The 26,495-nt window shown below is 57.6% G+C and carries 19 protein-coding genes, 1 tRNA gene and 3 rRNA genes; 7 read left to right on the top strand and 16 right to left on the bottom strand.

Going from position 1 to position 26,495, the window contains the following annotated elements; translation table 11 throughout:
• Window positions 1-30 precede the first annotated feature (30 nt).
• Window positions 31-1,023, bottom strand: coding sequence for a serine/threonine protein kinase (locus J2Y91_RS08215; RefSeq protein ID WP_253537869.1), 993 nt, complete (start codon window positions 1,021-1,023; stop codon window positions 31-33).
• 79 nt (window positions 1,024-1,102) lie between these two features.
• Entirely contained in the window at window positions 1,103-1,372 is a 270-nt protein-coding gene (locus tag J2Y91_RS08210) for a YihD family protein (RefSeq protein WP_048914190.1), read from the bottom strand.
• Window positions 1,373-1,429: 57 nt separating this feature from the next.
• Between J2Y91_RS08210 and mobA the strand changes: the two genes are divergently transcribed.
• Window positions 1,430-2,005 carry a molybdenum cofactor guanylyltransferase MobA gene (mobA, locus tag J2Y91_RS08205; RefSeq protein ID WP_133624976.1) on the top strand — a complete coding sequence of 192 codons (576 nt, stop codon included), beginning with the start codon at window positions 1,430-1,432 and terminating at the stop codon, window positions 2,003-2,005.
• A 108-nt stretch (window positions 2,006-2,113) separates the two neighbouring features.
• Here the strand turns inward: mobA and rrf are convergent.
• The 4 genes from rrf to J2Y91_RS08185 all read right to left on the bottom strand — a co-directional run bounded on the left by rrf (window position 2,114) and on the right by J2Y91_RS08185 (window position 7,251).
• Window positions 2,114-2,229: ribosomal RNA gene (gene rrf / locus J2Y91_RS08200) — 5S ribosomal RNA — on the bottom strand.
• A 208-nt stretch (window positions 2,230-2,437) separates the two neighbouring features.
• Window positions 2,438-5,344 (bottom strand): 23S ribosomal RNA (locus J2Y91_RS08195).
• Between the two features lie 217 nt (window positions 5,345-5,561).
• Window positions 5,562-5,637 (bottom strand) — tRNA-Glu (locus J2Y91_RS08190).
• Between the two features lie 73 nt (window positions 5,638-5,710).
• Window positions 5,711-7,251 (bottom strand): 16S ribosomal RNA (locus J2Y91_RS08185).
• The 16S, 23S and 5S rRNA genes sit together here with 1 tRNA gene alongside, the layout of an rRNA operon.
• Before the next feature lie 547 nt (window positions 7,252-7,798).
• On the opposite strand from J2Y91_RS08185, the gene mdtD reads away from it, so the two are divergent.
• A complete protein-coding gene (mdtD, locus tag J2Y91_RS08180; protein ID WP_048914184.1) occupies window positions 7,799-9,202 on the top strand; it encodes a multidrug transporter subunit MdtD in 1,404 nt (467 codons plus the stop codon).
• Here mdtD and rbsR read toward each other — a convergent pair.
• The 8 genes from rbsR to budA all read right to left on the bottom strand — a co-directional run bounded on the left by rbsR (window position 9,199) and on the right by budA (window position 17,666).
• Window positions 9,199-10,200, bottom strand: coding sequence for a ribose operon transcriptional repressor RbsR (gene rbsR, locus J2Y91_RS08175; RefSeq protein ID WP_208864864.1), 1,002 nt, complete (start codon window positions 10,198-10,200; stop codon window positions 9,199-9,201). The two genes, mdtD and rbsR, sit on opposite strands and share 4 nt — an antisense overlap.
• Before the next feature lie 2 nt (window positions 10,201-10,202).
• Window positions 10,203-11,132, bottom strand: coding sequence for a ribokinase (gene rbsK, locus J2Y91_RS08170; RefSeq protein WP_048914188.1), 930 nt, complete (start codon window positions 11,130-11,132; stop codon window positions 10,203-10,205).
• Window positions 11,133-11,193: 61 nt separating this feature from the next.
• Entirely contained in the window at window positions 11,194-12,075 is an 882-nt protein-coding gene (gene rbsB / locus J2Y91_RS08165) for a ribose ABC transporter substrate-binding protein RbsB (RefSeq protein WP_224750575.1), read from the bottom strand.
• Window positions 12,076-12,101: 26 nt separating this feature from the next.
• Window positions 12,102-13,070: a ribose ABC transporter permease gene (gene rbsC, locus J2Y91_RS08160; RefSeq protein WP_133622337.1), complete on the bottom strand. Its 969-nt coding sequence runs from the start codon at window positions 13,068-13,070 to the stop codon at window positions 12,102-12,104.
• On the bottom strand, window positions 13,067-14,578 hold the full coding sequence (gene rbsA, locus J2Y91_RS08155) for a ribose ABC transporter ATP-binding protein RbsA (RefSeq protein ID WP_253537867.1): 1,512 nt from the start codon (window positions 14,576-14,578) through the stop codon (window positions 13,067-13,069). The genes rbsC and rbsA overlap by 4 nt, the downstream gene beginning before the upstream one ends.
• A gap of 7 nt (window positions 14,579-14,585) precedes the next feature.
• Window positions 14,586-15,005 (bottom strand): D-ribose pyranase, encoded by a 420-nt coding sequence (rbsD, locus tag J2Y91_RS08150; RefSeq protein WP_133622339.1) that lies wholly within the window; start codon window positions 15,003-15,005, stop codon window positions 14,586-14,588.
• A gap of 184 nt (window positions 15,006-15,189) precedes the next feature.
• The gene (gene alsS, locus J2Y91_RS08145) at window positions 15,190-16,869 is read right to left on the bottom strand and encodes an acetolactate synthase AlsS (RefSeq protein ID WP_133622340.1); all 1,680 of its coding nucleotides are present in this window, start codon (window positions 16,867-16,869) and stop codon (window positions 15,190-15,192) included.
• 14 nt (window positions 16,870-16,883) lie between these two features.
• Window positions 16,884-17,666 carry an acetolactate decarboxylase gene (gene budA / locus J2Y91_RS08140; protein WP_133622341.1) on the bottom strand — a complete coding sequence of 261 codons (783 nt, stop codon included), beginning with the start codon at window positions 17,664-17,666 and terminating at the stop codon, window positions 16,884-16,886.
• Between the two features lie 104 nt (window positions 17,667-17,770).
• Here budA and J2Y91_RS08135 point away from each other — a divergent pair, with 104 nt between their 5' ends.
• On the top strand, window positions 17,771-18,649 hold the full coding sequence (locus J2Y91_RS08135) for a LysR family transcriptional regulator (RefSeq protein ID WP_253537864.1): 879 nt from the start codon (window positions 17,771-17,773) through the stop codon (window positions 18,647-18,649).
• Here the strand turns inward: J2Y91_RS08135 and J2Y91_RS08130 are convergent, their stop codons facing one another.
• Window positions 18,650-19,048: a YgiW/YdeI family stress tolerance OB fold protein gene (locus tag J2Y91_RS08130; protein WP_048914186.1), complete on the bottom strand. Its 399-nt coding sequence runs from the start codon at window positions 19,046-19,048 to the stop codon at window positions 18,650-18,652. It lies immediately after the preceding gene.
• Between the two features lie 218 nt (window positions 19,049-19,266).
• Between J2Y91_RS08130 and qseB the strand changes: the two genes are divergently transcribed.
• Window positions 19,267-19,929 (top strand): quorum sensing response regulator transcription factor QseB, encoded by a 663-nt coding sequence (gene qseB, locus J2Y91_RS08125; protein ID WP_133622343.1) that lies wholly within the window; start codon window positions 19,267-19,269, stop codon window positions 19,927-19,929.
• Window positions 19,926-21,272 carry a quorum sensing histidine kinase QseC gene (qseC, locus tag J2Y91_RS08120; protein ID WP_253537861.1) on the top strand — a complete coding sequence of 449 codons (1,347 nt, stop codon included), beginning with the start codon at window positions 19,926-19,928 and terminating at the stop codon, window positions 21,270-21,272. The genes qseB and qseC overlap by 4 nt, the downstream gene beginning before the upstream one ends.
• 90 nt (window positions 21,273-21,362) lie before the next feature.
• On the opposite strand, the gene kup is transcribed toward qseC, so the two are convergent.
• Window positions 21,363-23,231: a low affinity potassium transporter Kup gene (kup, locus tag J2Y91_RS08115; RefSeq protein WP_253537858.1), complete on the bottom strand. Its 1,869-nt coding sequence runs from the start codon at window positions 23,229-23,231 to the stop codon at window positions 21,363-21,365.
• Between the two features lie 270 nt (window positions 23,232-23,501).
• On the opposite strand from kup, the gene ravA reads away from it, so the two are divergent.
• Window positions 23,502-24,995 carry an ATPase RavA gene (ravA, locus tag J2Y91_RS08110; protein WP_253537854.1) on the top strand — a complete coding sequence of 498 codons (1,494 nt, stop codon included), beginning with the start codon at window positions 23,502-23,504 and terminating at the stop codon, window positions 24,993-24,995.
• Entirely contained in the window at window positions 24,992-26,452 is a 1,461-nt protein-coding gene (gene viaA / locus J2Y91_RS08105) for an ATPase RavA stimulator ViaA (protein ID WP_133622345.1), read from the top strand. The genes ravA and viaA overlap by 4 nt, the downstream gene beginning before the upstream one ends.
• The last annotated feature ends 43 nt before the right edge of the window (window positions 26,453-26,495 follow it).

Below are 26,495 nucleotides of genomic sequence, written 5' to 3'. Positions count from 1 at the left end.
ATAACAACTTAATAGGCGAACCAAAGGCGATCACACCTGGAATACAGGTGTCAGCTGCAGCGGAGGCTCCTGCAACAGCTTGTCCTGTTCGTTAAAAGTGGAAATCTGTCGGCGCCAGAAATCCTCATCCGTCATCCACGGAAAACTGCCTGGGAAGGCCGGATCCTGCCAGCGGCGTACAACCCACGCCAGATAATAAACCATCCGCATAGCACGTAAAGGCTCAATCAGTGACAATTCATGAGCGTCGAAGTCGCAGAACTCAGCGTATGCTTCCAGCAGGATATCCCACTGCAGGCGCTGTTCCTGACGGTCGCCGCTTACCAGCATCCACAGATCCTGCACGGCCGGGCCATTACGGGCATCGTCGAGATCGACAAATAACGGGCCATCGCGCCATAAAATATTGCCGGGGTGGCAGTCACCGTGCAGGCGCAAAGGCTGCCACTGAGTATGCCAGCAGTTTTGTAAAGTTGTGCGCAGGCGTTCAATACTGGCGAGTAAATCCGCTTTCAGCTTCGACGGCACCAGCGTGCTGTCGGCAAAAATCTGCAGCGGTTCCTCGATGTACTCCTGCAAACCAATCGTTGGCCGCTGGCTGAAGAGCTTGCGCCGCCCCACCTGATGAATGCGTCCGAGGAAACGCCCTACCCATTCCAGATGATCGTAATTGTCCGTCTCATACTGGCGGCCGCCCAGGCTGGGAAATACCGCATACCAGAAGCCCTGGTGCTGATGGAGCATCGAGCCATTGAGTTCCAACGGCGCGGCGATGGGGATTTCATCGGCAAACAGTTCGCTGGCAAACTGATGCTCTTCCTCTATCTGCCCCTGAGACCAGCGCTGTGGGCGATAGAACTTAGCGACGTAACGGCGTTTATCATCATCGGAAAACTGATAGACGCGGTTCTCATAGCTGTTCAGCGCCGTCAGTCCAGACTCCACGCGTAGCCCGGTCTCCCACAGTGCATCAAGGATGGTATCAGGCGTTAAAGTGTGGAAGTTAAAAGCAGGTTCTTTCATCCGGCGAGCCCGTTGATCATGACATGAGATACCTGCAAGAATATCATTAATTGGCCGCCGTCATGGGCCAGCGGCTGATTTAATCCTTGATCACGCCCCGCGCCCGCAGCAGTGCAGTCTTGAAATCATCCTCATAGTCTTTTTTCAGACCGGGAATTTCAGCGTGCTTGTCACTGCCACGCATTTTGAGATGGTAGATCAGCACATCATCGGTTAATTGAGTAAAAGGCTGTTTAAAGCCGGCTTCATCGGCTAACTTCTGTAAAAACTCGACTAAATTCAGATCGGGATCTTGCTGCCAGGCGGGTTGCAGCAGGCTGATTAATTCATTCAGGCGATGGCATTTCATGCTGTTGTCCCTGTATAAAGAAACCCAACGTTAAGCATAGGGCATAAACCAATGAGTATGACGAGTGCCGTGGCAGGACCCGGGATCACCGGGGTGATCCTGGCAGGTGGCCGTGGCAGCCGCATGGGCGGTAAAGATAAGGGGCTGGTGCTGTATCAGAACAAGCCGCTGTATCAGCACGTGCTGCAACGCTTTGCGCCGCAGGTCACTACTGTATGGATTAATGCCAACCGGAATATTGAGGTATATCAACAGAGCGGCGTGCCGACGATCGCCGATACGCTGAGCGACTTTCCCGGGCCGCTGGCGGGGATGTTAGCTGCACTGCAGCAGGCAGAAAGCGAATGGGTTGCCTTCTGCTCTTGCGATACGCCCTGCGTGCCGTCCAATCTGGTGAGCGAGCTATGGAAGAATCGGGGACAAGCGCTGGCAGTGTGGCCGCGCACGGAACAGCGCGATCATCCCACGTTGGCGTTGCTGCATCGCAGTCTGGCGGCGCCGTTGCAAGATTATCTGGTGCGAGGCGAGCGCAAACTGATGCTGTTTCTCCAACAGGTTGGTGGGCACAGCGTATTATTTACCCAGGCGGAAGCCGCATTTCGCAATATTAATCGGCCGGAAGATCTTTTATAGCGTGAAGAAGGGGGATTTTGCTCTGATAAGAGCATATGAAACTTATTTCTCAGCCCTGTAAACGCAAAAAACCCCGGCCTTTCGGTCGGGGTTATTGCTTTATTTGATGCCTGGCAGTTCCCTACTCTCGCATGGGGAGGCCCCACACTACCATCGGCGCTACGGCGTTTCACTTCTGAGTTCGGCATGGGGTCAGGTGGGACCACCGCGCTAAAGCCGCCAGGCAAATTCTTTGTGCTCTGTCCTGTGTCTTTTGTGCTGATGCTGCGTTGGCCGCGCTCGTAAAGTCAGTCACATACTTCAGTATGCTCCCTCCTTTCCTTCGCTTGCCGCCTTGCCTCAGCGCAAAATACTTCGGACTTAATTCCGGTAAACAGGCTGAAAATCTCTTTGCGTCTCTCATAACGCGCACCAGAACGCTTCTGGCGTTGTAAGGTTAAGCCTCACGGGTCATTAGTACCGGTTAGCTCAACGCATCGCTGCGCTTACACACCCGGCCTATCAACGTCGTAGTCTTCAACGTCCCTTCAGGACTCTCAAGGAGTCAGGGAGAATTCATCTCGAGGCAAGTTTCGCGCTTAGATGCTTTCAGCGCTTATCTTTTCCGCACTTAGCTACCGGGCAATGCCATTGGCATGACAACCCGAACACCAGTGGTGCGTTCACTCCGGTCCTCTCGTACTAGGAGCAACCCCTCTCAATTCTCCAGCGCCCACGGCAGATAGGGACCGAACTGTCTCACGACGTTCTAAACCCAGCTCGCGTACCACTTTAAACGGCGAACAGCCGTACCCTTGGGACCTACTTCAGCCCCAGGATGTGATGAGCCGACATCGAGGTGCCAAACACCGCCGTCGATATGAACTCTTGGGCGGTATCAGCCTGTTATCCCCGGAGTACCTTTTATCCGTTGAGCGATGGCCCTTCCATTCAGAACCACCGGATCACTATGACCTGCTTTCGCACCTGCTCGAGCCGTCACTCTCGCAGTCAAGCTAGCTTATGCCATTGCACTAACCTCACGATGTCCGACCGTGATTAGCTAACCTTCGTGCTCCTCCGTTACTCTTTAGGAGGAGACCGCCCCAGTCAAACTACCCACCAGACACTGTCCCCACGCCGGATCACGGCGCCAGGTTAGAACATCAAACGTTAAAGGGTGGTATTTCAAGGTTGGCTCCACGCAGACTGGCGTCCACGCTTCAAAGCCTCCCACCTATCCTACACATCAAGGCTCAATGTTCAGTGTCAAGCTGTAGTAAAGGTTCACGGGGTCTTTCCGTCTTGCCGCGGGTACACTGCATCTTCACAGCGAGTTCAATTTCACTGAGTCTCGGGTGGAGACAGCCTGGCCATCATTACGCCATTCGTGCAGGTCGGAACTTACCCGACAAGGAATTTCGCTACCTTAGGACCGTTATAGTTACGGCCGCCGTTTACCGGGGCTTCGATCAAGAGCTTCTCCTTGCGGATAACCCCATCAATTAACCTTCCGGCACCGGGCAGGCGTCACACCGTATACGTCCACTTTCGTGTTTGCACAGTGCTGTGTTTTTAATAAACAGTTGCAGCCAGCTGGTATCTTCGACTGCCTTCAGCTCCGTCAGCAAGTGACTTCACCTAGCGACAGCGTGCCTTCTCCCGAAGTTACGGCACCATTTTGCCTAGTTCCTTCACCCGAGTTCTCTCAAGCGCCTTGGTATTCTCTACCTGACCACCTGTGTCGGTTTGGGGTACGATTCGATGTTACCTGATGCTTAGAGGCTTTTCCTGGAAGCAGGGCATTTGTTACTTCAGCACCGTAGTGCCTCGTCATCACACCTCAGCGTTAGTAAGAGTCCGGATTTACCTAAACTCTCCGCCTACATGCTTAAACCGGGACAACCGTCGCCCGGCTAACATAGCCTTCTCCGTCCCCCCTTCGCAGTAACACCGAGTACGGGAATATTAACCCGTTTCCCATCGACTACGCCTTTCGGCCTCGCCTTAGGGGTCGACTCACCCTGCCCCGATTAACGTTGGACAGGAACCCTTGGTCTTCCGGCGAGCGGGCTTTTCACCCGCTTTATCGTTACTTATGTCAGCATTCGCACTTCTGATACCTCCAGCATGCCTCACAGCACACCTTCAACGGCTTACAGAACGCTCCCCTACCCAACAGCGCTTACGCGCCGCTGCCGCAGCTTCGGTGCATGGTTTAGCCCCGTTACATCTTCCGCGCAGGCCGACTCGACCAGTGAGCTATTACGCTTTCTTTAAATGATGGCTGCTTCTAAGCCAACATCCTGGCTGTCTGTGCCTTCCCACATCGTTTCCCACTTAACCATGACTTTGGGACCTTAGCTGGCGGTCTGGGTTGTTTCCCTCTTCACGACGGACGTTAGCACCCGCCGTGTGTCTCCCGTGATAACATTCTTCGGTATTCGCAGTTTGCATCGGGTTGGTAAGCCGGGATGGCCCCCTAGCCGAAACAGTGCTCTACCCCCGAAGATGAGTTCACGAGGCGCTACCTAAATAGCTTTCGGGGAGAACCAGCTATCTCCCGGTTTGATTGGCCTTTCACCCCCAGCCACAAGTCATCCGCTAATTTTTCAACATTAGTCGGTTCGGTCCTCCAGTTAGTGTTACCCAACCTTCAACCTGCCCATGGCTAGATCACCGGGTTTCGGGTCTATACCCTGCAACTTAACGCCCAGTTAAGACTCGGTTTCCCTGCGGCTCCCCTATACGGTTAACCTTGCTACAGAATATAAGTCGCTGACCCATTATACAAAAGGTACGCAGTCACACCACGAAGGTGCTCCCACTGCTTGTACGTACACGGTTTCAGGTTCTGTTTCACTCCCCTCGCCGGGGTTCTTTTCGCCTTTCCCTCACGGTACTGGTTCACTATCGGTCAGTCAGGAGTATTTAGCCTTGGAGGATGGTCCCCCCATATTCAGACAGGATGTCACGTGTCCCGCCCTACTCATCGAACTCACAGCGAGTGCATTTTTGTGTACGGGAGTATCACCCTGTACCCTGCGACTTTCCAGACGCTTCCACTAATGCACAAGCTGATTCAGGTTCTGGGCTGTTCCCCGTTCGCTCGCCGCTACTGGGGGAATCTCGGTTGATTTCTTTTCCTCGGGGTACTTAGATGTTTCAGTTCCCCCGGTTCGCCTCATGCCACTATGTATTCATGACATGATAGTGTGACGTATCACACTGGGTTTCCCCATTCGGGTATCGTCGGTTGTTGCGGTTCATATCACCTTACCGACGCTTATCGCAGATTAGCACGCCCTTCATCGCCTCTGACTGCCTAGGCATCCACCGTGTACGCTTAGTCGCTTAACCTCACAACCCACAAGCGTCCCGAAGGACAGCATGCTGTCGTGAGCATTTGAGAGACTCGAACGCATCGTTAACTTCATTCTTATTACGGAGAATGAATACGACGCGTCGTTTCAATTTTCAGCTTGTTCCGGATTGTTAAAGAGCAAATATCTCAAACGTGACTCCAAAAAGTCAGTTTTGAGATACGGTGATAACGACTTTCACTTCGTTACCGGTATGGCGTCCCCAAGGGGATTCGAACCCCTGTTACAGCCGTGAAAGGGCAGTGTCCTGGGCCTCTAGACGATGGGGACTCTGATACTACATTTTGCTCGTTACGTTCATCAGACAATCTGTGTGAGCACTACGCGGGAAGGTATCTTCAGGTAAGGAGGTGATCCAACCGCAGGTTCCCCTACGGTTACCTTGTTACGACTTCACCCCAGTCATGAATCACAAAGTGGTAAGCGCCCTCCCGAAGGTTAAGCTACCTACTTCTTTTGCAACCCACTCCCATGGTGTGACGGGCGGTGTGTACAAGGCCCGGGAACGTATTCACCGTAGCATTCTGATCTACGATTACTAGCGATTCCGACTTCACGGAGTCGAGTTGCAGACTCCGATCCGGACTACGACGCACTTTATGAGGTCCGCTTGCTCTCGCGAGGTCGCTTCTCTTTGTATGCGCCATTGTAGCACGTGTGTAGCCCTGGCCGTAAGGGCCATGATGACTTGACGTCATCCCCACCTTCCTCCGGTTTATCACCGGCAGTCTCCTTTGAGTTCCCGACATTACTCGCTGGCAACAAAGGATAAGGGTTGCGCTCGTTGCGGGACTTAACCCAACATTTCACAACACGAGCTGACGACAGCCATGCAGCACCTGTCTCACGGTTCCCGAAGGCACTAAGGCATCTCTGCCAAATTCCGTGGATGTCAAGGCCAGGTAAGGTTCTTCGCGTTGCATCGAATTAAACCACATGCTCCACCGCTTGTGCGGGCCCCCGTCAATTCATTTGAGTTTTAACCTTGCGGCCGTACTCCCCAGGCGGTCGACTTAACGCGTTAGCTCCGGAAGCCACGCCTCAAGGGCACAACCTCCAAGTCGACATCGTTTACGGCGTGGACTACCAGGGTATCTAATCCTGTTTGCTCCCCACGCTTTCGCACCTGAGCGTCAGTCTTTGTCCAGGGGGCCGCCTTCGCCACCGGTATTCCTCCAGATCTCTACGCATTTCACCGCTACACCTGGAATTCTACCCCCCTCTACAAGACTCTAGCCTGCCAGTTTCGAATGCAGTTCCCAGGTTGAGCCCGGGGATTTCACATCCGACTTGACAGACCGCCTGCGTGCGCTTTACGCCCAGTAATTCCGATTAACGCTTGCACCCTCCGTATTACCGCGGCTGCTGGCACGGAGTTAGCCGGTGCTTCTTCTGCGGGTAACGTCAATCGAAAAGGTTATTAACCTCTTCGCCTTCCTCCCCACTGAAAGTACTTTACAACCCGAAGGCCTTCTTCATACACGCGGCATGGCTGCATCAGGCTTGCGCCCATTGTGCAATATTCCCCACTGCTGCCTCCCGTAGGAGTCTGGACCGTGTCTCAGTTCCAGTGTGGCTGGTCATCCTCTCAGACCAGCTAGGGATCGTCGCCTAGGTGAGCCGTTACCCCACCTACTAGCTAATCCCATCTGGGCACATCCGATGGTGTGAGGCCCGAAGGTCCCCCACTTTGGTCCGAAGACGTTATGCGGTATTAGCTACCGTTTCCAGTAGTTATCCCCCTCCATCGGGCAGTTTCCCAGACATTACTCACCCGTCCGCCACTCGTCACCCAAGAGCAAGCTCTCTGTGCTACCGTTCGACTTGCATGTGTTAGGCCTGCCGCCAGCGTTCAATCTGAGCCATGATCAAACTCTTCAATTAAAAGTTCGATTTGCTGAAACAAGTTCAGCGGTGCTCATCTGTAAAACGTCATAATGAATTTCATTATGTGTTCACTCGTGAGGCTTGATATTTTTTACGTCCGGAGACGTTGATATCAATCCTGCGAGTGCCCACACAGATTGTCTGATAAATTGTTAAAGAGCGTTGCGAGCAGTGCCGAAGCATCCTGTCGCGAGGTGGCGTATATTACGCTTTCCTCCTTCGGAGTCAACTTCTTTTTGAGAAGTTTTTCCGGCGGTTCAGAACTTCCTGAACCTCTCAACACGCTGGCCTGTAAGCCGTTGTTCCGTGTCAGTGGAGGCGCAGTATAGGGATTTTCTGGCAGGTGACAAGTGTTTATTGCAAAAAAATGACCGAGCGTAGAATTTTTCATCAAGAGGGTTAAAAACAGACGTTTTCGGGGCAATTAATCAGCGTTTTCTGCCGAGGAAAGGCGAAACAACTCCGTTACTGATAAAAAGGAGATGCTATTCTTTCTGCATCACAGGGATTTCCTCCCCGCTCAAGTCAAAAGAAAGGACCACCAATGATAAAATCCGCGCGCAGTATGGCCGGACTCCCGTGGATTGCCGCCATGGCTTTCTTTATGCAGGCGCTGGATGCCACCATTCTTAACACCGCCCTGCCCGCTATCGCCCACAGCCTTGAACGCTCCCCACTGGCAATGCAGTCTGCCGTTATCAGCTATACCTTAACCGTTGCCATGCTCATCCCGGTTAGCGGCTGGCTGGCTGACCGTTTTGGCACGCGCAAGGTTTTCATCAGCGCGGTATTCCTGTTCTCGCTGGGTTCACTGGCGTGCGCGCTTTCCGGTTCACTGTCAATGCTGGTTGTCTCACGCGTGATACAGGGCATCGGCGGTGCGATGATGATGCCGGTGGCACGCCTTGCGCTGCTGCGTGCCTACCCGCGCAGCGAGCTGCTGCCCGTGCTTAATTTTGTCACCATGCCTGGATTGATTGGTCCGGTGCTTGGCCCACTGCTGGGCGGTGTGCTGGTCACCTGGGCGACCTGGCACTGGATTTTCCTGATCAACATACCCATCGGCATTCTCGGCATTATCTATGCGCGCAAATACATGCCCGACTTCACCACGCCCAAGCGCCGCTTTGACCTGTTAGGCTTCCTGCTGTTTGGTCTGGGCCTGGTCGGTATTTCCAGCGGTATCGAGCTGTTTGGCGAGCGGGTGGTCTCCAGCCTGATTGCGCTGGGGGTGTTGGTCGCCGGGATAGTGCTGCTGCTTCTCTATATAGTCCACGCGCGCCGCCACCCTTCTCCGCTGCTGCCGCTGCCGATGTTTAAGACGCGCACCTTCTCGGTCGGCATCATTGGCAATATCGCCTCGCGCCTCGGCACCGGCTGCATCCCCTTTCTGATGCCACTGATGTTACAGGTCGGTTTTGGCTACACTGCGCTGCTGGCCGGTTGTATGGTGGCGCCAACGGCACTGGGTTCCATACTGGCGAAGTCGACGGTGACGGGCGTTCTGCGCTGGTTTGGCTACCGTAAAACGCTGGTTGGCATCAGCATCATTATTGGCGTGCTGATTGCGACCTTTGCCCTGCAGCTGCCGGGCTGGAATATGCTGGCGCTGCTCATTCCACTGTTTATTCTCGGCATGGCGATGTCGACGCAGTTCACCGCGATGAACACCATCACGCTGGCTGACTTGACGGATGCCAACGCCAGCAGCGGTAACAGTATGCTGGCGGTGACGCAGCAGCTGGCGATCGGTTTTGGCGTGGCGGTTAGCGCGGCGGTGCTGCGCTTTTATGAAAACTTTGACGGCACCACGCTGCAGCACTTCCACGCCACCTTCCTGACGATGGGTGCGATAACCGTGCTGTCGTCTGCGGTGTTCCTGCTGCTGAAGCCCGGGGATGGCCGCAACCTGATCAGCGACCGCGATAAAAAGAAGAAGAGAGCTTAAATCTCAGCGACCGAAGCCCGCTCCATTAATTCCGGTGTCAGTACCAGCAGCTGCTGGCTGCCACCGGGTGCGGCAAGGCGGTGCAGCAGCGTGTCGATCGCCAGCTCGCCCAGCTCATCTTTCGGCTGATGAATGGTGCTGAGCGGCGGCGTCATATAGCGCGCCAGTTCAATATCATCGTAACCCATCACCGCCATATCCCCGGGAATGCTCATCCCCGCCTGATAAAGCGCATGATAAACCCCGACCGCCATTGCATCGTTACAGGTAAACACCGCCTGCGGCAGCGGGTTAAGGCTGAGCAAGGTGTTCATGGCGTTAAACCCGCCCTGAAACTCAAAGTCACTGCTAACGATATAGCCTTCCGGCACCGGCAGCCCGGCGCTGGCCATTGCCTGCCGATAGCCTTCAAGGCGCAGTCGAGCCGGGGTTTTATCCTGCGGGCCTGCGATACAGGCAATGCGCGTGTAGCCGCGGGCGATCAGATGCCGCGTGGCCATCTCCCCACCCAGCAGCGAGTTATCCTGAATGATATCGCTGCTGCCTTCAAACGGTGCCCAGTCCATCATGACGGAGGGAATAGAAGGATAGCGATTGAGCAGCTCGGCGGAAGGGAGGTGGCTTTCGGTACACATGATCAGCAGGCCATCAACGCGCTTTTGCAGCAGGGTTTCCAGGCTGCGGTTCATGCGATCCTCATCCCCTTCGGTATTACACAGCACCAGGCTGTAGCCGCGTTCGTAACAGCTGCGTTCTACGCCGCGCACCACCTCTGAATAGAAGGGGTTGCTGCTGGCGGTCAGCAGCATGCCGATGGTGCGCGTCTGGTTGAGCTTGAGGCTGCGCGCCAGGGCGGAAGGGGCGTAGTTCAGCTGGTTAACCGCTGAGGTCACCTTTTCACGCACCGCTTCACTGACGAAGCGGTTGTTATTGATAACGTGTGACACGGTAGAGGTTGAGACACCCGCCAGGCGGGCGACATCTTTCATGGTCGCCACGTTTACCCCTGCTGTTGCAAGAAGCTGTCGATCTCTTCACGCCAGGGTACGGAAGGCTGCGCGCCGCGTCGCGTAACGGCAATCGCCGCGGCCGCATGGGCGAATCGCACCGCTTCCGCCATCGGGCGCTGTTCCAGCAGCGCGGCGATCAGCGCACCGTTAAAGGTATCGCCCGCCGCGATGGTATCTACCGCCTCCACACGGAAACCGGCCACGCGCTGGCCGCTGCCCTGCTCGCTCAGCCACACGCCGCGGCTGCCCAGGGTGATCAGCACGCTGGCAATACCTTTGTCGTGCAGTACAGCTGCCGCTTGCGCCGCGTCTTCATCGCTGTTGACCGCCACGCCGGTAAGGATCTGCGCTTCGGTTTCATTCGGGGTGATCATATCCACCAGCGACAGCAGCTCGTCGGAAAGCTCGGTAGCCGGTGCCGGGTTAAGGATCACTTTGGTCTGATTTTGATGCGCAATACGCGCGGCGGCCAGCACGCTCTCCAGCGGAGATTCAAGCTGCATCAGCAGCGCATCCGCCCCGGCAATCACCTGCCGGTGTTTCTCCACCCGCTCAGGCGTCACGGCGGCATTCGCCCCTGCGTGGATGCCGATGGTGTTTTCACCTTCGCCGTTGACAAAGATCAGCGCCACGCCGGTCGACTCACCCGCCACCGCTTCCACCGGCGCGATATCGATACGGTCGGTGGCCAGCTGCTGGCGAATACGTTCGCCGATGTCGTCGTCACCCACGCAGGCAATAAAGGCAATATCCGCGCCGCTGCGCCCGGCGGCAACGGCCTGGTTTGCACCCTTCCCACCAAATGCGACCTGATACTGCTTCCCGATCACCGTTTCGCCAGGGCGCGGAAAGTGCGCCAGGTTAAGGATGTGATCTGCATTAATGCTGCCAAGGACAGCCAGTTTACCGGTTTTCATCATAAGGGGTTCGTCCAGATAAGTGCGCCACCCGGAGGTGGCGCGTGCCATGCTTTTCTTTGATTTATTTGGTGACCAGCTTCAGGTCAACCGGGTTGATAGCCTGTACTTTCTGGCCTTTCAACACTTTATCCGCAGTCTGGACGCCAATCACGCCAATCTGCTCCGGCAGCTGAGCCACGGTCGCAGCCAGTTTGCCGCCTTCAACAGCCTTAATCCCGTCTGGGGTGCCGTCGAAGCCCACAACGACCACATCAGATTTACCTGCGGTTTGCAATGCGCGCAGCGCGCCCAGCGCCATTTCATCGTTCTGCGCGAACACCGCCTGCACGTCCGGGTGAGCGGTCAGCAGGTTCTGCATCACGTTCAGGCCCTTAGTACGGTCAAAGTCAGCCGGCTGGCTGGCGAGGATATTGAACTTGTGGGCATCGGCAGCCTGCTTAAAGCCTTCACCACGCTCACGCGCGGCGGACGTTCCGGCAATACCCTGCAGCTCGATGATTTTCGCACCTTCGCCAACTTTCTTCGCCATAAAGTCACCGGCCATTTTGCCACCGAAGCGGTTATCAGAGGCAACGTGGCTAACCACTTCGCCCTGTGACGCCACGCGGTCCAGCGTGATCACCGGGATTTTGGCCTGGTTTGCCATTTTCACTGCGTTACCCACCGCGTCAGAATCGGTCGGGTTAATCAGCAGCAGCTTGGTGCCACGCACGGTCAGGTCCTGCACGTTTGCCAGCTCTTTCGCCGGGTTGTTCTGCGAATCCAGCACCACCAGGTTGTAGCCCAGCTTGTCCGCTTCTTTCTGCGCGCCATCTTTCAACGAGACGAAGAACGGGTTATTCAGGGTTGAGACCACCAGCGCAATGGTATCTTTTGCCAGCGCGTTAGCGCTCAGGGTGGCGCCTAACAGTACGGCGAGTGCAGTCAGTTTTCTCATCTTCATTTTTTATATCCTGTAAGGGTAAAGAGTTATTTACTGCTTTTGTTATCCACCAGAACCGCCAGCAAAATCACCACAGCTTTGACGATCATTTGGTAGTAAGAGGAGACGCCGAGCAGGTTCAGGCCGTTATTCAGGAAGCCTAAGATCAGGGCGCCAATCAGCGTGCCCATAATCCGGCCTTTACCGCCTGCCAGGCTGGTACCGCCCAGCACCACGGCCGCAATGGCATCCAGCTCGTAACCGGTACCCGCCGTGGGCTGTGCCGAGGAGAGGCGCGCCACTTCAATGGTGCCCGCCAGCGCCGCCAGCATGCCGCACAGCGCATAGACGATAATTTTGACGCGGTTAACGCTGATACCGGACAGGCGCGTTGCCGCTTCATTGCCGCCCAGTGCATAGATATAGCGGCCCAGCCGGGTGTGATGCAGCATGTACCAGGCCGCAAGGAACACGATAGCCATAATCCAGACCGGCGTCGGGATGCCCAGCGGGCGGCCAATGCCAAACCAGCCAAACAGATCCGCGTTGTCATTAAAGCCGGTATTGATCGGGCTGCCGTTGGTGTAAACCATGGTCACCCCGCGCAGCAGCAGCATCATCACCAGCGTGGCGATAAACGCCTGCACTTTGCCCCTGGCCACAATGGTGCCGGTGATCGCGCCAATAAAGGCACCGAGCGCCAGCGAAGCCGCCACCGCCACCAGCGCATTGACCTCCAGCCCGACAATCGAAGCCGCCACCGCCCCGGTCAGCGCCAGCAGCGAACCCACGGAAAGGTCGATGCCGGAGGTGAGGATCACCAGCGTCATCCCGACCGCCATAATGGCGTTTACCGAGGTCTGTTGCAGAATGTTGAACAGGTTTGCCACGGTGAAAAAGTTCGGGCTCATGCTGGAAACGATGGCAATCAGCACCACCAGCGCAATCAGCGATTTCTGCTCAACCAGCCATGCCTTAACGGTCAGGCGGCGTGAAGGGATTGTTTGCGTACTCATAGTGTTGCCAGCTCCGCGCTGTGTTGTTTGCCTACCGCCGCCGCCATCAAAATTTCCTGCGAGGCTTGTTCAATCGGGAAGTCACCGCTCAGACGCCCTTCGTGCATCACCAGCACGCGGTCGCTCATGCCCAGTACTTCCGGCATTTCAGAAGAGACGAGAATGATGCTCAGCCCCTCCTGCTTAAATTGGTTGATCAGCTGATAGATCTCTTTTTTCGCCCCAACGTCGACGCCGCGCGTTGGCTCATCGAGGATCAGCACTTTAGGCCGGGTCATCAGCCCGCGGGCAATCGCCACTTTTTGCTGATTGCCGCCGGACAGCAGGCCGATAGGCTGGTTCATCGACGGAGTTTTGACATTGAACAGTTTGATAAAGTCGCCGACCGCCATCTCTTCTTCGGCATGCTTCAGGCGGCCTCCGCCATAGCTGAAGTAGTTAAGCGCGGTGAGCGACATGTTCTCTTTCACCGACATGCCCAGCACCAGGCCATCACGCTTGCGGTCTTCAGAGATATAGACGATGCCGTTGGCCAGCCCCTCTTCCGGCGAGCGCGATACCACGGTTTTGCCATCCAGCGTCACGGTGCCACCGCTGCGCGCCAGCGCGCCGTACAGCACTTTCATCAGCTCGGTACGACCTGCGCCCATCAGCCCGGCCACGCCGAGGATTTCACCCTTGCGCAGCGTGAAGCTGACATCCTCCACGCCGGAACCGCTGAGGTGCTCAACCGTCAGGCGCACCGCGCCCGGCGCTTTATCCAGGCGTGGATACTGCTCTTCCAGCTTGCGGCCAACCATCATTTCAATCAGCGACTCTTCGGTCAGCGTCGCCACTTCGCGCTCGGCAATAAACTGCCCGTCGCGGAAAATGGTGACGTCGTCGCAGATCTCGAAAATCTCTTTCATGCGGTGGGAGATATACACGATGCCGCAGCCCTGGGCTTTCAGCTCGTTAATCACCCGGAACAGCGAGACGGTTTCGGTATCGGTCAGCGCATCGGTGGGTTCATCCATCACGATCACTTTCGACTCGAAGCTCAGCACTTTGGCAATCTCCACCATCTGCTGATCGCCAATCGACAGGTCGCCCACCAGCTTGTGGCTGCTGAAGCGCAGATTGAGGCGCTTTAACAGCGCATCCGCCTCGGCATGCATCTTTTTCCACTGGATGCGGCCGAAGCGGTTAACGAATTCGCGGCCAAGAAAGATATTCTCGGCGATGCTCAGCTGCGGGATCAGGTTCAGCTCCTGGTGGATAATGCCGATCCCCGCTTCCTGCGACTCTTTCGGCCCGCTGAAGGTGGTCTCTTTGCCCAGCCAGGTAAAGGTTCCGGCATCACGGGCATAAATCCCGGTCAGCACTTTCATCATGGTGGACTTGCCCGCGCCGTTTTCGCCGACCAGCGCCATCACGCGGCCCGGATAGACAGACAGCGCCGCCCCCGACAGCGCTTTCACGCCGGGGAAGGATTTATCAATGCCTTTCAGTTGCAGTAAAGGTTGCATAACAGCCTCAGAAGGTCACGCCAGCGCCAAGGATGATATTCGCATACGGGGAACACTCCCCGCTGCGAATCACCGCCTGGCTGCACTGGGTTTGTTGTTTGAACTGTTCGTGACTGACATAACGGATACTGATGGTGTTTCCCTGGAGTTGTTGCAAGGATTCGAGCAGGGCGACCAGTTCGCTATGGAGCTGCGGATTATGCTGCTTAATCTCCTCCGCGATGATGGCACTCTCGACCTGCATCTCACGCGTGACCACATCGACCACCTGCAAAAAGCCAGGGGTGCCGTGGGTTAACGCCAGGTCAATGCGCTGCGGCCCTTGCGGGATCGGCAGGCCGGCATCACCAATCACGATGCTGTCGGTATGACCCAGACGGGAGATCACGGATGAGATATCAGAATTCAGTAAGGTGCCTTTTTTCATTTTCCACTCCAGAGCGAAACGTTTCGCTGACTGGCAGTTTATGAGAAGGCGAAGGGAAAACAATCATCAGATGCTGGAAATGTGATCGCCATCGAAACGTTTCGCTGACGCCGTGAAAGGATTTGGTTTAAGGCAAAAAAGGGCCCTTTATGTCTGCGATAAAGGGCCACGCGCTGCCGGAGAACTACAGGAGCTGGCTAAGGTGCAGCTGGCCCATCAGCAGGTGATTGTCGGCATAATCCACCGGAATGGCGACCACCGCCGGGCCATTCACATCCATCGCCTTGCGCAGCGTCGGCTCCAGCATCGCTGCGCTCTCCACCGCGAATCCGGCGGCGCCAAACGATTCGGCATAGGCTTTAAAATCAATCGGGCCGAATTTCACGCCTGAAACACGCTGGTATTTCTTCTCTTCCTGCATCGCGACCATATTGTACTCCTGGTCGACCCAGATAATATGCAGCAGGTTGGCGCCCAGCCGCACGGCGGTTTCCAGCTCCATGCTCGACTGCAGGAAGCCACCGTCGCCGGAAACGGACACCACTTTGCGGCTCGGGTCCACCAGCCAGGCACCGATCGCCCACGGCAGCGCCACGCCCATCGTCTGCTGACCGTTGGAGATCATAATCTGGCGTGCGCGGAAGCTGTAAAGATAGCGGGCAATCCAGATATGGAAACTGCCCATATCCACCGTCAGGGTGACGTCGCTGTTAATAATGTCCTGCATGGCGCGCACGATGCGCAGCGGGTGCAGGGCAAACTGATCCAGCTGATGGCCGCGCAGCGACAGCAGTTCGCGCTGCTGCTGGCGATCCTGCAGGATCGCCGCCGCCTGCGGGCTGAGGGTGAGCGGGTGGCTAATCTGCGCCGTCAGCTTGTTCAGCGTGGCGGCAATATCCCCCACCAGCTCGGCGTCCGGCAGATAGCAGCTATCGCTGTCGGCTGGCAGCACATCAATATGCACCAGCGTCGCCGTGCCGTTGTTCCACATCGCCGGTTCATACTCCACCGGGCTGTAGCCAATGGTGATAATCAGATCCGCCTCTTTCAGCAGGCGATCTCCGGCCTGATTGTTAAACAGCCCGACGCGGCCGGCAAAGCGTGAGAAGTGATCCTGATGCACCGCGCCCGCGGCCTGATAAGTGCTGGTGACCGGAATATGGCTGCGCGTCAGCAGCTGGTGCAGCGCCGCGCTGTTCTCCGGCTGGCTGGCCATCAAGCCAAGCAGCAGCACCGGATTTTTCGCCTGGGCGACCTGGCGAGCCACGGCAGCGATAGCCGCATCCGGCGCCGGGCCCATCAGTAGCTGGCCGTTTGCCGTCAGCAAATTGGCCCGCACCGGTTCGTTAACGATATCCTGCGGCAGGCTGACAAATGCCCCGCCTGGCCGCCCCTGTTCCGCGCTGCGAAAGGCGTTCGACAGCACTTCGGCAATCGCATTCCCGGAGCTCACCTCAACGGCGAATTTACTCACCGGTCGGAACATCGCCACCGTATCCATGCTCTGATGCACCTGCTTGGCGCTGTCGGCGCGTTTTACCGCACCGCCCAGCGCCACCAGCGGGTCGCCTTCACTGGTGGCCGTGGCCATGCCGGTGATCAGATTGGAGCAGCCGGGGCCGGAGGTCACCAGCGCCACGCCCGCTTTGCCGGTCAGCCTGCCCACCGCCGCTGCCATAAACGCCGCATTGGCCTCGTGACGTACCGGGATAGTCTGAATGGTGGTATCCAGCAGCGAATCAAACACCTTATCGATTTTCGCGCCGGGGATGCCAAACACCTGCTTCACGCCCTGCGCTTCCAGCTGCGCCACCACTAAATCGGCGCCGTGCGCCCACTGTTGAACCTCGGTTACATTTTTCATCTATTGGCCTCTTATCAGCTTTCGACTGCGCGAATGGCAGAATCCAGATTTTCCGGGTTGAGATTGGCGTGCAGAAAGTCGCTGTCGCCAGGCAGGTCGATCACCAGCTTGCTGATCTCACCAAAGCTCAGCGTGCCGTGCTCCAGCTGGTAGTCGAGCAGATGGCCGCCGCCCTGGCGATCGTCGGTAATAAAGTGTTCGTGGTATCCCGCTACGTTAATACCCTGCATGTATTGCGGGGTGCGGAAACCGATCAGCACGCCGCTTCGCTGATGAAAATGGAAGGTAGGCTGCTTGCCGAGCACCTCCGGCATCGATTTATACGGCCGGTGCTGGCAGGGTACGGTGCGGGTTTCCGCCACGCGGAACTGCCCGTCGATACGCAGCGCGCAGAACTGGTTATCGGACGTGACGCACTGGTCGATGACGTGATGCACTTCAGCACGGGTCGCCGGGCCGCTGAAGTGGTGCTGATACTGCGGGCGGAAGAAGGTCATCACCGCAAACGGCGATTGCTGCTGCGGGCTGGCGGTGCGGGCGCTGCCGTCCGAACGCAGCTGATACACCTCGCTGTTAAAAGCGATCAGTTCACCATCCAGCTGGTTAAAGGTTCCAAGGCCAAAATCGCCCTTCCTGAGCAGATCCGCCACGGTGGTGGTGCCGTCGTAGACGCCGCTGAGCAGTGCGCTCATCAGTGAGGTCTGATAGATAACACTTTCTGGCCTTTCCTTCTGCAGCTCCCTGACGGTGCTGGTGAGCTGTTCTTCACATGAACAACCCGTTACAGAATCTGTCATAACCGCCTTCCCGATTAAACTGTTAAGAAGTATTGAATCAATGTTGACTCGATTCAGTCGACGGCTCCAATATAAAGCTCCCCCCTCTTTGAGACGTTTTCGATATGGAACTCCGGTATCTTCGCTATTTCGTGGCCGTTGCCGAAACCCGGCACTTCACTAAAGCGGCAGAGCTGCTGAACATCTCGCAGCCGCCGCTCAGCCAGCAGATCAAAAAGCTGGAAGAGGAGATCGGCACGCCTTTATTGAAACGGCTAACGCGTGGTGTGGAGCTGACCGATGCCGGGGAAGCGTTTTATCAGGATGCCCGTCAGATCCTCGAACTGTCGGCCCATGCGCTGGAGAAAGCGAAAGGCATCGCGCGCGGCATCAGCGGCCAGCTGTCGATTGGCTTTGCCAGCTCCACCGCCTTTCATCCGCAGATATTCCGCCTGCTGCGCCGCTTTCAGGACAGTTTTCCGGCCATCACGCTGCTGCCGCGCGAAGAAAATATGGCCACTCTGATGCATGAGTTACAGGAAGGGCTGCTGGATGCGGCGTTCGTGCGCCTGCCCTGTGAGAGCAGCAAAGCCTTTAATCTGAAGATGATTGCCAGTGAGAAGATGGCGCTGGTACTGCCGCAGGGGCATCGGCTGGCGGACACGCCGCGCCTGTCGCTGGCGGCGCTGCGCGCGGAGCCGCTGGTGCTGTTCCCGCGAGAGGTGGCACCAAGCCTGTATGAAGTGATTATCAGTGCCTGCCTGCGCGCCGGGTTTCAGCCGGATAGCGTGCAGCAGTCGCCGCAGATTTCATCGGCGATTAACATGGTGGCCGCCGGGTTTGGCATCACCATCATTCCTGACTCCCTGCGCAGTATCCAGCTGCCCGGCGTCAGCTTCCATCAGATTGAGGATGCTGCGCTGAGCAGTGATATTGCGCTCGCCTGGCGGCGCTGGGATCGCTCTCCGGCCGTCCATCATCTGGCGGAGAGCCTGAGCGGATGATCAGTTAGCGATTTTACGCACCTGCTTCACGTCCAGCTCCATGGAGTTGAAGTCTTTATCCAGTTTGCCCTGCAGCTCAACTTTATCGTTCGGACCGACGGTTTGCCCTTCCCAGCGCTTGTGGTCGATCTCCACCGTCATGGTGCCGGTGGCGTCACGGAACTGGTAGTCTTCATCACCGATGCGCTTTTCAATATTGCCGCGCATCGTGACCCAGGCATCATCCTTCATATCCTGCGCCTGCTTGACGGTAGCAACCGTGCCGTTCGGGCCGCTAAAACCGCCTTTCTGTACCTGCGCGGTGGGTGCATTCGGGTCAACAAATCCGCCAGTCTGTGCAGCCAGTACCGGAGTCGACATCAGGGCGCTAATCGCCAGTAATGCAGCTGTCTTCTTCATCATTTTCGCTTTTCCTTATGAAAGTGAGCAGTCAACACTGCCCGGTCATCTCTGTTCGGTAAGTATTACAGCAAAAAGTTCTTAACGAGATCTTAAGGAGATCAGCGAAACGACTTTATTGTTTTAAATTGACGAAAAGTCGCGAAATTCGCCGATCTCAGCTGTACAACCCCTATCCTCTTTCCGTATAAATCGCTAAAACCGCAAAGGGAACCGTGATGAGAATTTTACTAATTGAAGATGACCGCCTGATTGGCGACGGCATCAAAGCCGGGCTGGGCAAGCTGGGTTTCAGCGTGGACTGGTTTAATAAAGGCAGTGAAGGCCTGCGCGCATTAGCGGCGGCGCCCTATGATGCGGTGGTGCTGGACCTCAGCCTGCCGGAGATCGACGGGCTGGAGATCCTGCGCCAGTGGCGGCGGCAGGGGCGCGATGAGCCGGTGCTGATCCTCACCGCCCGCGATGCGCTGGAGCAGCGCGTCAGCGGGCTACAGCAGGGCGCGGATGACTATCTGTGCAAACCCTTCGCCCTGACGGAGGTCGCCGCACGCCTGCAGGCGCTGATCCGCCGCCGTCACGGCCAGCTGCAGCCAACGCTGCAACATGCGGGTGTGGTGATGGAGCCGGGTTCGCACACCGTGACCCTCAACGGCGAGCCGCTGGTGCTGAAAGCGCGCGAGCTGGCGCTGCTGGAGCTGTTCCTGCTCAACGCCGGGCGGGTGCTGACGCGCGCGCAGCTGGAAGAGAAGCTGTATGGCTGGGACGACGACGTCTCCAGCAACGCCGTTGAGGTGCATATTCACCACCTGCGTAAAAAGCTCGGCAGCGAGTTTATTCGCACCGTACACGGCGTCGGCTACACCCTGGGGGCGAAGTCGTGATACAGCGCAGCCTGCGCGTGCGCCTGATGCTGGGCTTCCTGCTGCTCAGCCTGCTGTGCTGGGGCGCAGCGGCGCTGGGTTCCTGGTGGCAGACGCGCCACAACATCAATGAACTGTTTGATACCCAGCAGATGCTGTTCGCTAAGCGCCTGCTGCGCCTCAACCCCGACCAGTTCAGCGCCGATTTAGCCGCCCTGCCCAAAAGCAAAAAACTGCTGCGCCACCATCGCGGCGATCAGGACGATGACGCGCTGGCCTTCGCCGTCTTTACCCGCGATGGCAAAATGGTGCTGAATGATGGCGATAAGGGTAAAGATTTTATCTTTGACTATCAGCGAGATGGTTTTCGTGACGGCCAGTTGAAAGACGATGACGACCGCTGGCGCATGGTGTGGCTGCACACTCTGGATGACAAATACGTGGTGGTGGTCGGCCAGGAGTGGGACTACCGCGACGACCTGACGCGTGACCTGGTGCAGACCAATCTGACGCCGTGGCTGGTGGCGCTGCCGGTGATGCTGCTGCTGATGCTGTGGCTGGTGACGTGGGAACTGCGCCCGCTGAAGCATATCGCCCACCAGCTGCGCCAGCGTAAAGCGGATGATACCGCCCCGGTCGAGGTAAAACGACTGCCGCAGGAGGTGCGCCCGCTGCTGAGCGAGCTGAACCAGCTGTTCAGCCGTATCGGGGAGATGCTGCAGCGTGAACGGCGCTTTACCTCCGATGCCGCCCACGAACTGCGCAGCCCGCTGGCGGCGCTGAAGGTGCAGACCGAGGTTGCCCAGCTGGCGCACGACGACAGCGCCATGCGCCACCATGCGCTTACCAGCCTGGATGCGGGTATCGACCGCGCCACCCGGCTGGTGGATCAGCTGCTAACCCTTTCAAGGCTGGACGCCGGCCAGCAGCTGGAAAAACAGCGTCTCGACTGGCAGAGCATCATCCAGCAGGCGGTGGTTGAGCACTATTCCCGCGCCCAGGCTGCCGGCGTGGAGCTGGCGCTTGATGCCCCGACAGAACCGGTTATCCAGCTGGGCAACCCGCTACTGCTGGCGCTGCTGGTGCGCAACCTGCTGGATAACGCCATCCGCTACAGCCCGGCGGGCAGCGAGGTGCGCATCACGCTGGCAGCGGGACGTTTGCAGGTGCTGGATAACGGGCCGGGCGTCAGCCCTGAAGTCCTGACGCGTATCGGTGAACGCTTCTATCGCCCGCCGGGTCAGGAACAGTCCGGCAGCGGATTAGGCTTGTCGATCGTTCATCAAATTGCCCAGCTGCACGGCATGAAGGTCACGATGAGCAATCGTCAGGAAGGCGGGTTTGCGGTGACGGTGCAGTTGTAGGGGGCGGACCTTTTTTTCGGTCCGCCCGCGACAGGCATCGGCAAGGGTCGACCAGGAAAAGCGGTCGACCCCTACGCCATCCATGCCGATTTAAATCTCGACCTGGGTGCCCAGCTCAATCACGCGGTTCGGCGGGATTTCAAACTGGTCCGGCGCACGCAGCGCATTCTTCTGCAGCATCAGGAACAGCTTGCCGCGCAGGCGCAGATACCACGGACGTTTGCCGATGATCAGCGACTCGTGCGACATAAAGAATGACGTCTCCATCATGCGGCAGCTCAACCCTTCCAGACCGCAGCGGTGGAAGATCTCCTCCACGTTCGGCGTTTCGCGCCAGCCGTAGCTTGCCACCACGCGCCAGAAGGTTGGCGACAGCTGTTCAATGGTCACACGCTTCACGTTGTGCACATAGGGCGCATCTTCAGTGCGCAGCGTCAGCAGCACCACGCGTTCGTGCAGCACCTTGTTGTGCTTGAGGTTATGCAGCATGGCAAACGGAATGACGTTGAGCGCACGCGACATATAGACCGCGGTGCCCGGCACGCGTACCGGCGGGGATTTCTCCAGCGAGGCGATCATCGCCTCCAGCGAATTACCGTGCTCGTGCATACGGCGCAGCAGGCGGAAGCGCTCGCTTTTCCAGGTGGTCATCACGATAAACATCACCAGCGCCAGCGTCAGCGGCAGCCAGCCACCGGCAAACACTTTCACCAGGTTGGCAGAGAACAGCGACACGTCGATGCACAGCATGCCAATCAGGATGGCGATCACCAGATAGCGGTTCCAGTGCCAGTTCTTAATGGCCACGGTGCTGCACAGGATCGCGGTCAGCACCATGGTGCCGGTTACCGCAATGCCGTAAGCCGCCGCCAGGTTACTGGAGTGCTCGAAGCCGACGATGACAATCACCACGGCAAAGTAGAGCAGCCAGTTGATCACCGGAATATAGATCTGGCCGGACTCCTGCTCCGAGGTGTGCACAATACGCATTGGTGGCAGATAGCCGAGGCGCACGGCCTGGCGCGTCAAAGAGAAGACGCCCGAGATCACCGCCTGAGAGGCTATCACCGTCGCCAGGGTAGCCAGAATCAGCATCGGGATCAGCGCCCAGTCCGGGGCCAGCAGGAAGAACGGGTTTTTAATCGCCTCCGGGTTTTTCAGCAGCAGCGCGCCCTGGCCGAAATAGTTCAGCACCAGCGACGGCAGCACCACGCTAAACCATGCGAGGCGGATCGGGAATTTGCCAAAGTGGCCCATATCCGCGTACAGGGCTTCCACGCCGGTAATCGCCAGCACCACGGCGCCCAGCGCAAAGAAGGAGACGGTTTTGTACTCAATAAAGAAGTGCACGGCCCAGTACGGGTTCATGGCATGCAGCACGTCCGGGTTGGCGATAATCCCGCGCGCGCCCAGCACCGCCAGCACGATAAACCACAGCAGCATTACCGGTGCGAACAGCTTGCCGACGATACCGGTGCCGTGTTTCTGAATCACGAACAGCAGCGTCAACACGGCAATCGCCATCGGCACGATGTAGCGGTCGAGGGAAGGTGCGGCGATCTCCAGGCCTTCAATCGCCGAAAGGACCGAAACCGCAGGGGTGATCACCACCTCACCGTAGAAGAAGCTGCCGCCAATCAGGCCCATAATCACCAGCACGGCGGTGGACCTTGCCCCGGTGTTTCTCCCGGCCAGCGACATCAGCGTCAGGATACCGCCTTCACCGGCGTTATCCGCGCGCATCACGTAGCTGATATATTTCAGCGATACGGTCAGCACCAGCAGCCAGAAAATGAGCGATAAAAAGCCGAAAACGGCATCGCGTTCAACACCAAAACCAAACTGACCGGAGAGACATTCGCGCAGGGTATAGAGTGGGCTGGTACCAATGTCGCCATACACCACACCAATCGCTGCCAGCGTAACGGCACCAAGGGACTGCTTCTTTTCAGAACTCATAGAGATATCTTTTGTTGGAGCCGACCTACGCGGGATTGCGCACAGCTCATCAAACCATCAAAACGCGCACAGTATGCATGATTCATAGTGAATGCCTACCCCTAATTACCCGTTTAACGACAACTCTTAAAGGCAAGACATCGCCTGATGTCACCGTTTGATAATAAAAAAGCTGACTGCTATCAACTCTTTCAAGCATCATAGCCAGTAGTGTTTGCGCTCGCCAGCAACAAGCTGGCCTGTCCGTAGAAAAAGGATGACTGTTTGATTATGGCCCACTCTCAATTACTGGCGGAACGCATCGCCCGCCTCAGCAATGCTTTAGAGAAAGGACTTTACGAACGCCATCATGCGATTCGCCTTTGCCTGCTCGCTGCCCTGTGCGGCGAAAGCGTGTTTTTACTCGGCCCTCCCGGCATTGCTAAAAGCCTGATTGCCCGCCGATTGAAGTTCGCCTTCCAGCATGCCCGCGCCTTTGAGTATCTGATGACGCGCTTCTCCACCCCCGAGGAAGTTTTCGGCCCGCTATCGATTCAGGCGCTGAAGGATGAGGGGCGTTATCAGCGCCTGATCAAAGGCTATCTGCCCGATGCCGAGATCGTATTTCTGGATGAGATCTGGAAAGCCGGTCCGGCCATCCTCAATACCCTGCTGACGGCGATCAACGAGCGCCGCTTCCGCAATGGCGACAGCGAAGAAAAAATCCCGATGCGCCTTCTGGTCACCGCCTCCAACGAACTGCCGGAAGCGGACAGCGGGCTGGAAGCGCTATATGACCGTATGCTGATTCGCCTGTGGCTGGATAACGTGCATGAAAAGCAGAACTTCCGCAGCCTGCTGACCCACCAGCAGGACGAGAACCAGAACCCGGTGGCGGAGTCGCTGTGCATCACCGATGAGGAGTATCTGGAGTGGCAGCAGGGTATCAGCAAAGTCAGCCTGCCCGATGATGTTTTCGAGCTGATTTTCCAGCTGCGTCAGCAGTTAGAAAACCAGCCTGAAGCGCCCTATATTTCTGACCGCCGCTGGAAAAAGGCCATTCATCTGCTGCAGGCCAGCGCCTTTTACAGCGGGCGTAACGCCATTGCGCCGATTGACCTGATCCTGCTGAAAGACTGCCTGTGGCATGACGTTGGCTCAATGAAGCTGCTGGACCACGAGCTGGATAACCTGATCACTCAGCAGGCCTGGCAGCAGCAGCCGATGCTGTTCAAACTTCAGCAGATCAACGCCCGCCGCCTGGCGTTACAGCAGCAGCAGAGCGTTGAGCAGGCGATCCGGCTGGAGAAGCACGGTGGCATGTTCAGCCGCAAGCCGCACTACGAGCTGCCCGAGTCGCTGGCTAACGATGCTCTGACGCTGATGCTGCAAAAGCCGCTGACGCTGCACGAAATGCAGGTCACCCACATCACCCTTGCGCGCGAAGCGCTGCACCACTGGCTGCAAAAAGGCGGCGACGTGCGCGGCAAGCTGAACGGCATCGGCTTTGCCCAGACGCTCGACCTGCACGTTGACGGCAATGACTGCCTGACGCTGCGCGACGTCAGCCTGCAGGCCACGCGCCTGATGCTGCCGGGCAAACCGCAGCAGGGGCTACCGGAAGAGATCGTGCTGGCGCTCGACGAGCTGGAGACCCAGCTGCGCGGCCAGCGCACGCTGTTCAGCCAGCACCACCGCTGCCTGTTTATCAGCGATGACTGGCTGGCGCGCGTGGAGGAGAGCCTGCAACAGGTGGCCGATCGGCTGAAACAGGCGCGCCAGTGATCTCGCTTGACACCCTGAGCCTGTTCCTGGCGGTCAATGAAAACGATCTCATTGAAGAGCTGGTGATCACGCTACTCGCCTCCCCGCAGCTTGCCGCCTTTTTTGAAAAATTCCCCAGGCTGAAGAACGCCCTAACGCGCGATCTCCCGCACTGGAAAGCAGAGATCGTGCAGCAGCTGAAAAATACCCCGGTGCCGGAAGATCTGGCGGCGGAGTTTAGCCGCTTCCAGCAGAGCCAGCTGATGAGCCAGCACGACTTCAGCGCACAGCTGCCGGAACTGCTGAGCTGGCTGGCGCAGCAGCACTCACCGTTTGCCGAAAAAGCCCAGGCGCTGGTAGCAAATAATGATGCGCTGCAGCTCAGCAATGCCCAGCAGACGCTGTTTCTGCAGCGCTGGCGGCTGAGCCTGACGCTGCAAACCCTGACGCTGAACCAGCAGCTGCTGGAGCGGGAACGCGACAAGCTGCTGGCGGAGCTGCAGCAACGGCTGGCGATGAGCGGCCAGCTGGCTCCGGTGCTGGCCGGTGACGATGACGCTGCTGCCGGCCGGCTGTGGGACCTGACGCGCAGTTCATTGCAGCGCGGCGACTATCAGCTCATGGTGCAGTACGGGGATTTCCTCGCCAGTCAGCCGGAGCTGCTGAAGCTGGCAGAGCAGCTGGGACGCAGCCGTGAGGCCAAAGCGGTGCTGTCGTACGATGCGCCGCTGGAAACTTTTCACCAGCTGGTGCGCGAGCCGGAAAGCGTGCCGGAAGAGGTCAGCGGCCTGCACCAGAGCGATGATATTCTGCGCCTGCTGCCGCCGGAGCTGGCCACGCTTGGCATCAGCGAGCTGGAGATGGAGTTTTACCGCCGGCTGGTGGAGAAACGCCTGCTCACCTACCGCCTTCAGGGCGAAAGCTGGCACGATAAGGTATCGCTGCGCCCGGTCAGCCACCAGCAGCATGACGAACAGCCGCGCGGGCCGTTTATCGTCTGCGTGGACACCTCCGGCTCGATGGGCGGCTTTAACGAACGCTGCGCCAAGGCTTTCTGCCTCGCCCTGTTAAAGGTGGCGCTGGCCGATAACCGCCGCTGCTACATTATGCTGTTCGCCCATGAGGTGATCGGCTACGAGCTGACCGCCGCCGACGGCATCAGCCAGGCGATCCGCTTTCTCAGCCAGCGTTTTCGCGGCGGTACCGACCTGGCCGCCTGCCTCGATGCCGTGCTGCAAAAGATGTCCGGCCCGCTGTGGGCCGATGCCGATGCGGTGATCCTCTCTGACTTTATCGCCCAGCGCCTGCCCGACCCCATTGTTAAGCGCGTGCGCGACCACCAGCAGCAGCAGCTGCAACGTTTTCATGCGGTTGCCATGTCCGATCATGGAAAACCCGGCATCATGCGCATCTTTGACCATATCTGGCGCTTCGATACCGGGCTGAAAAGCCGCCTGCTGCGCCGCTGGCAGCGTTAACGCCCTACCCTAAGAAACATTCCGTCTATGCTTATTTGCTATA

The organism is Erwinia aphidicola (assembly GCF_024169515.1).
In the GTDB taxonomy this organism is placed as follows: domain Bacteria; phylum Pseudomonadota; class Gammaproteobacteria; order Enterobacterales; family Enterobacteriaceae; genus Erwinia; species Erwinia aphidicola.
The sequence above is the reverse complement of the archived record's forward strand: the minus strand, read 5'-3'. Positions and strand labels throughout refer to the sequence as shown.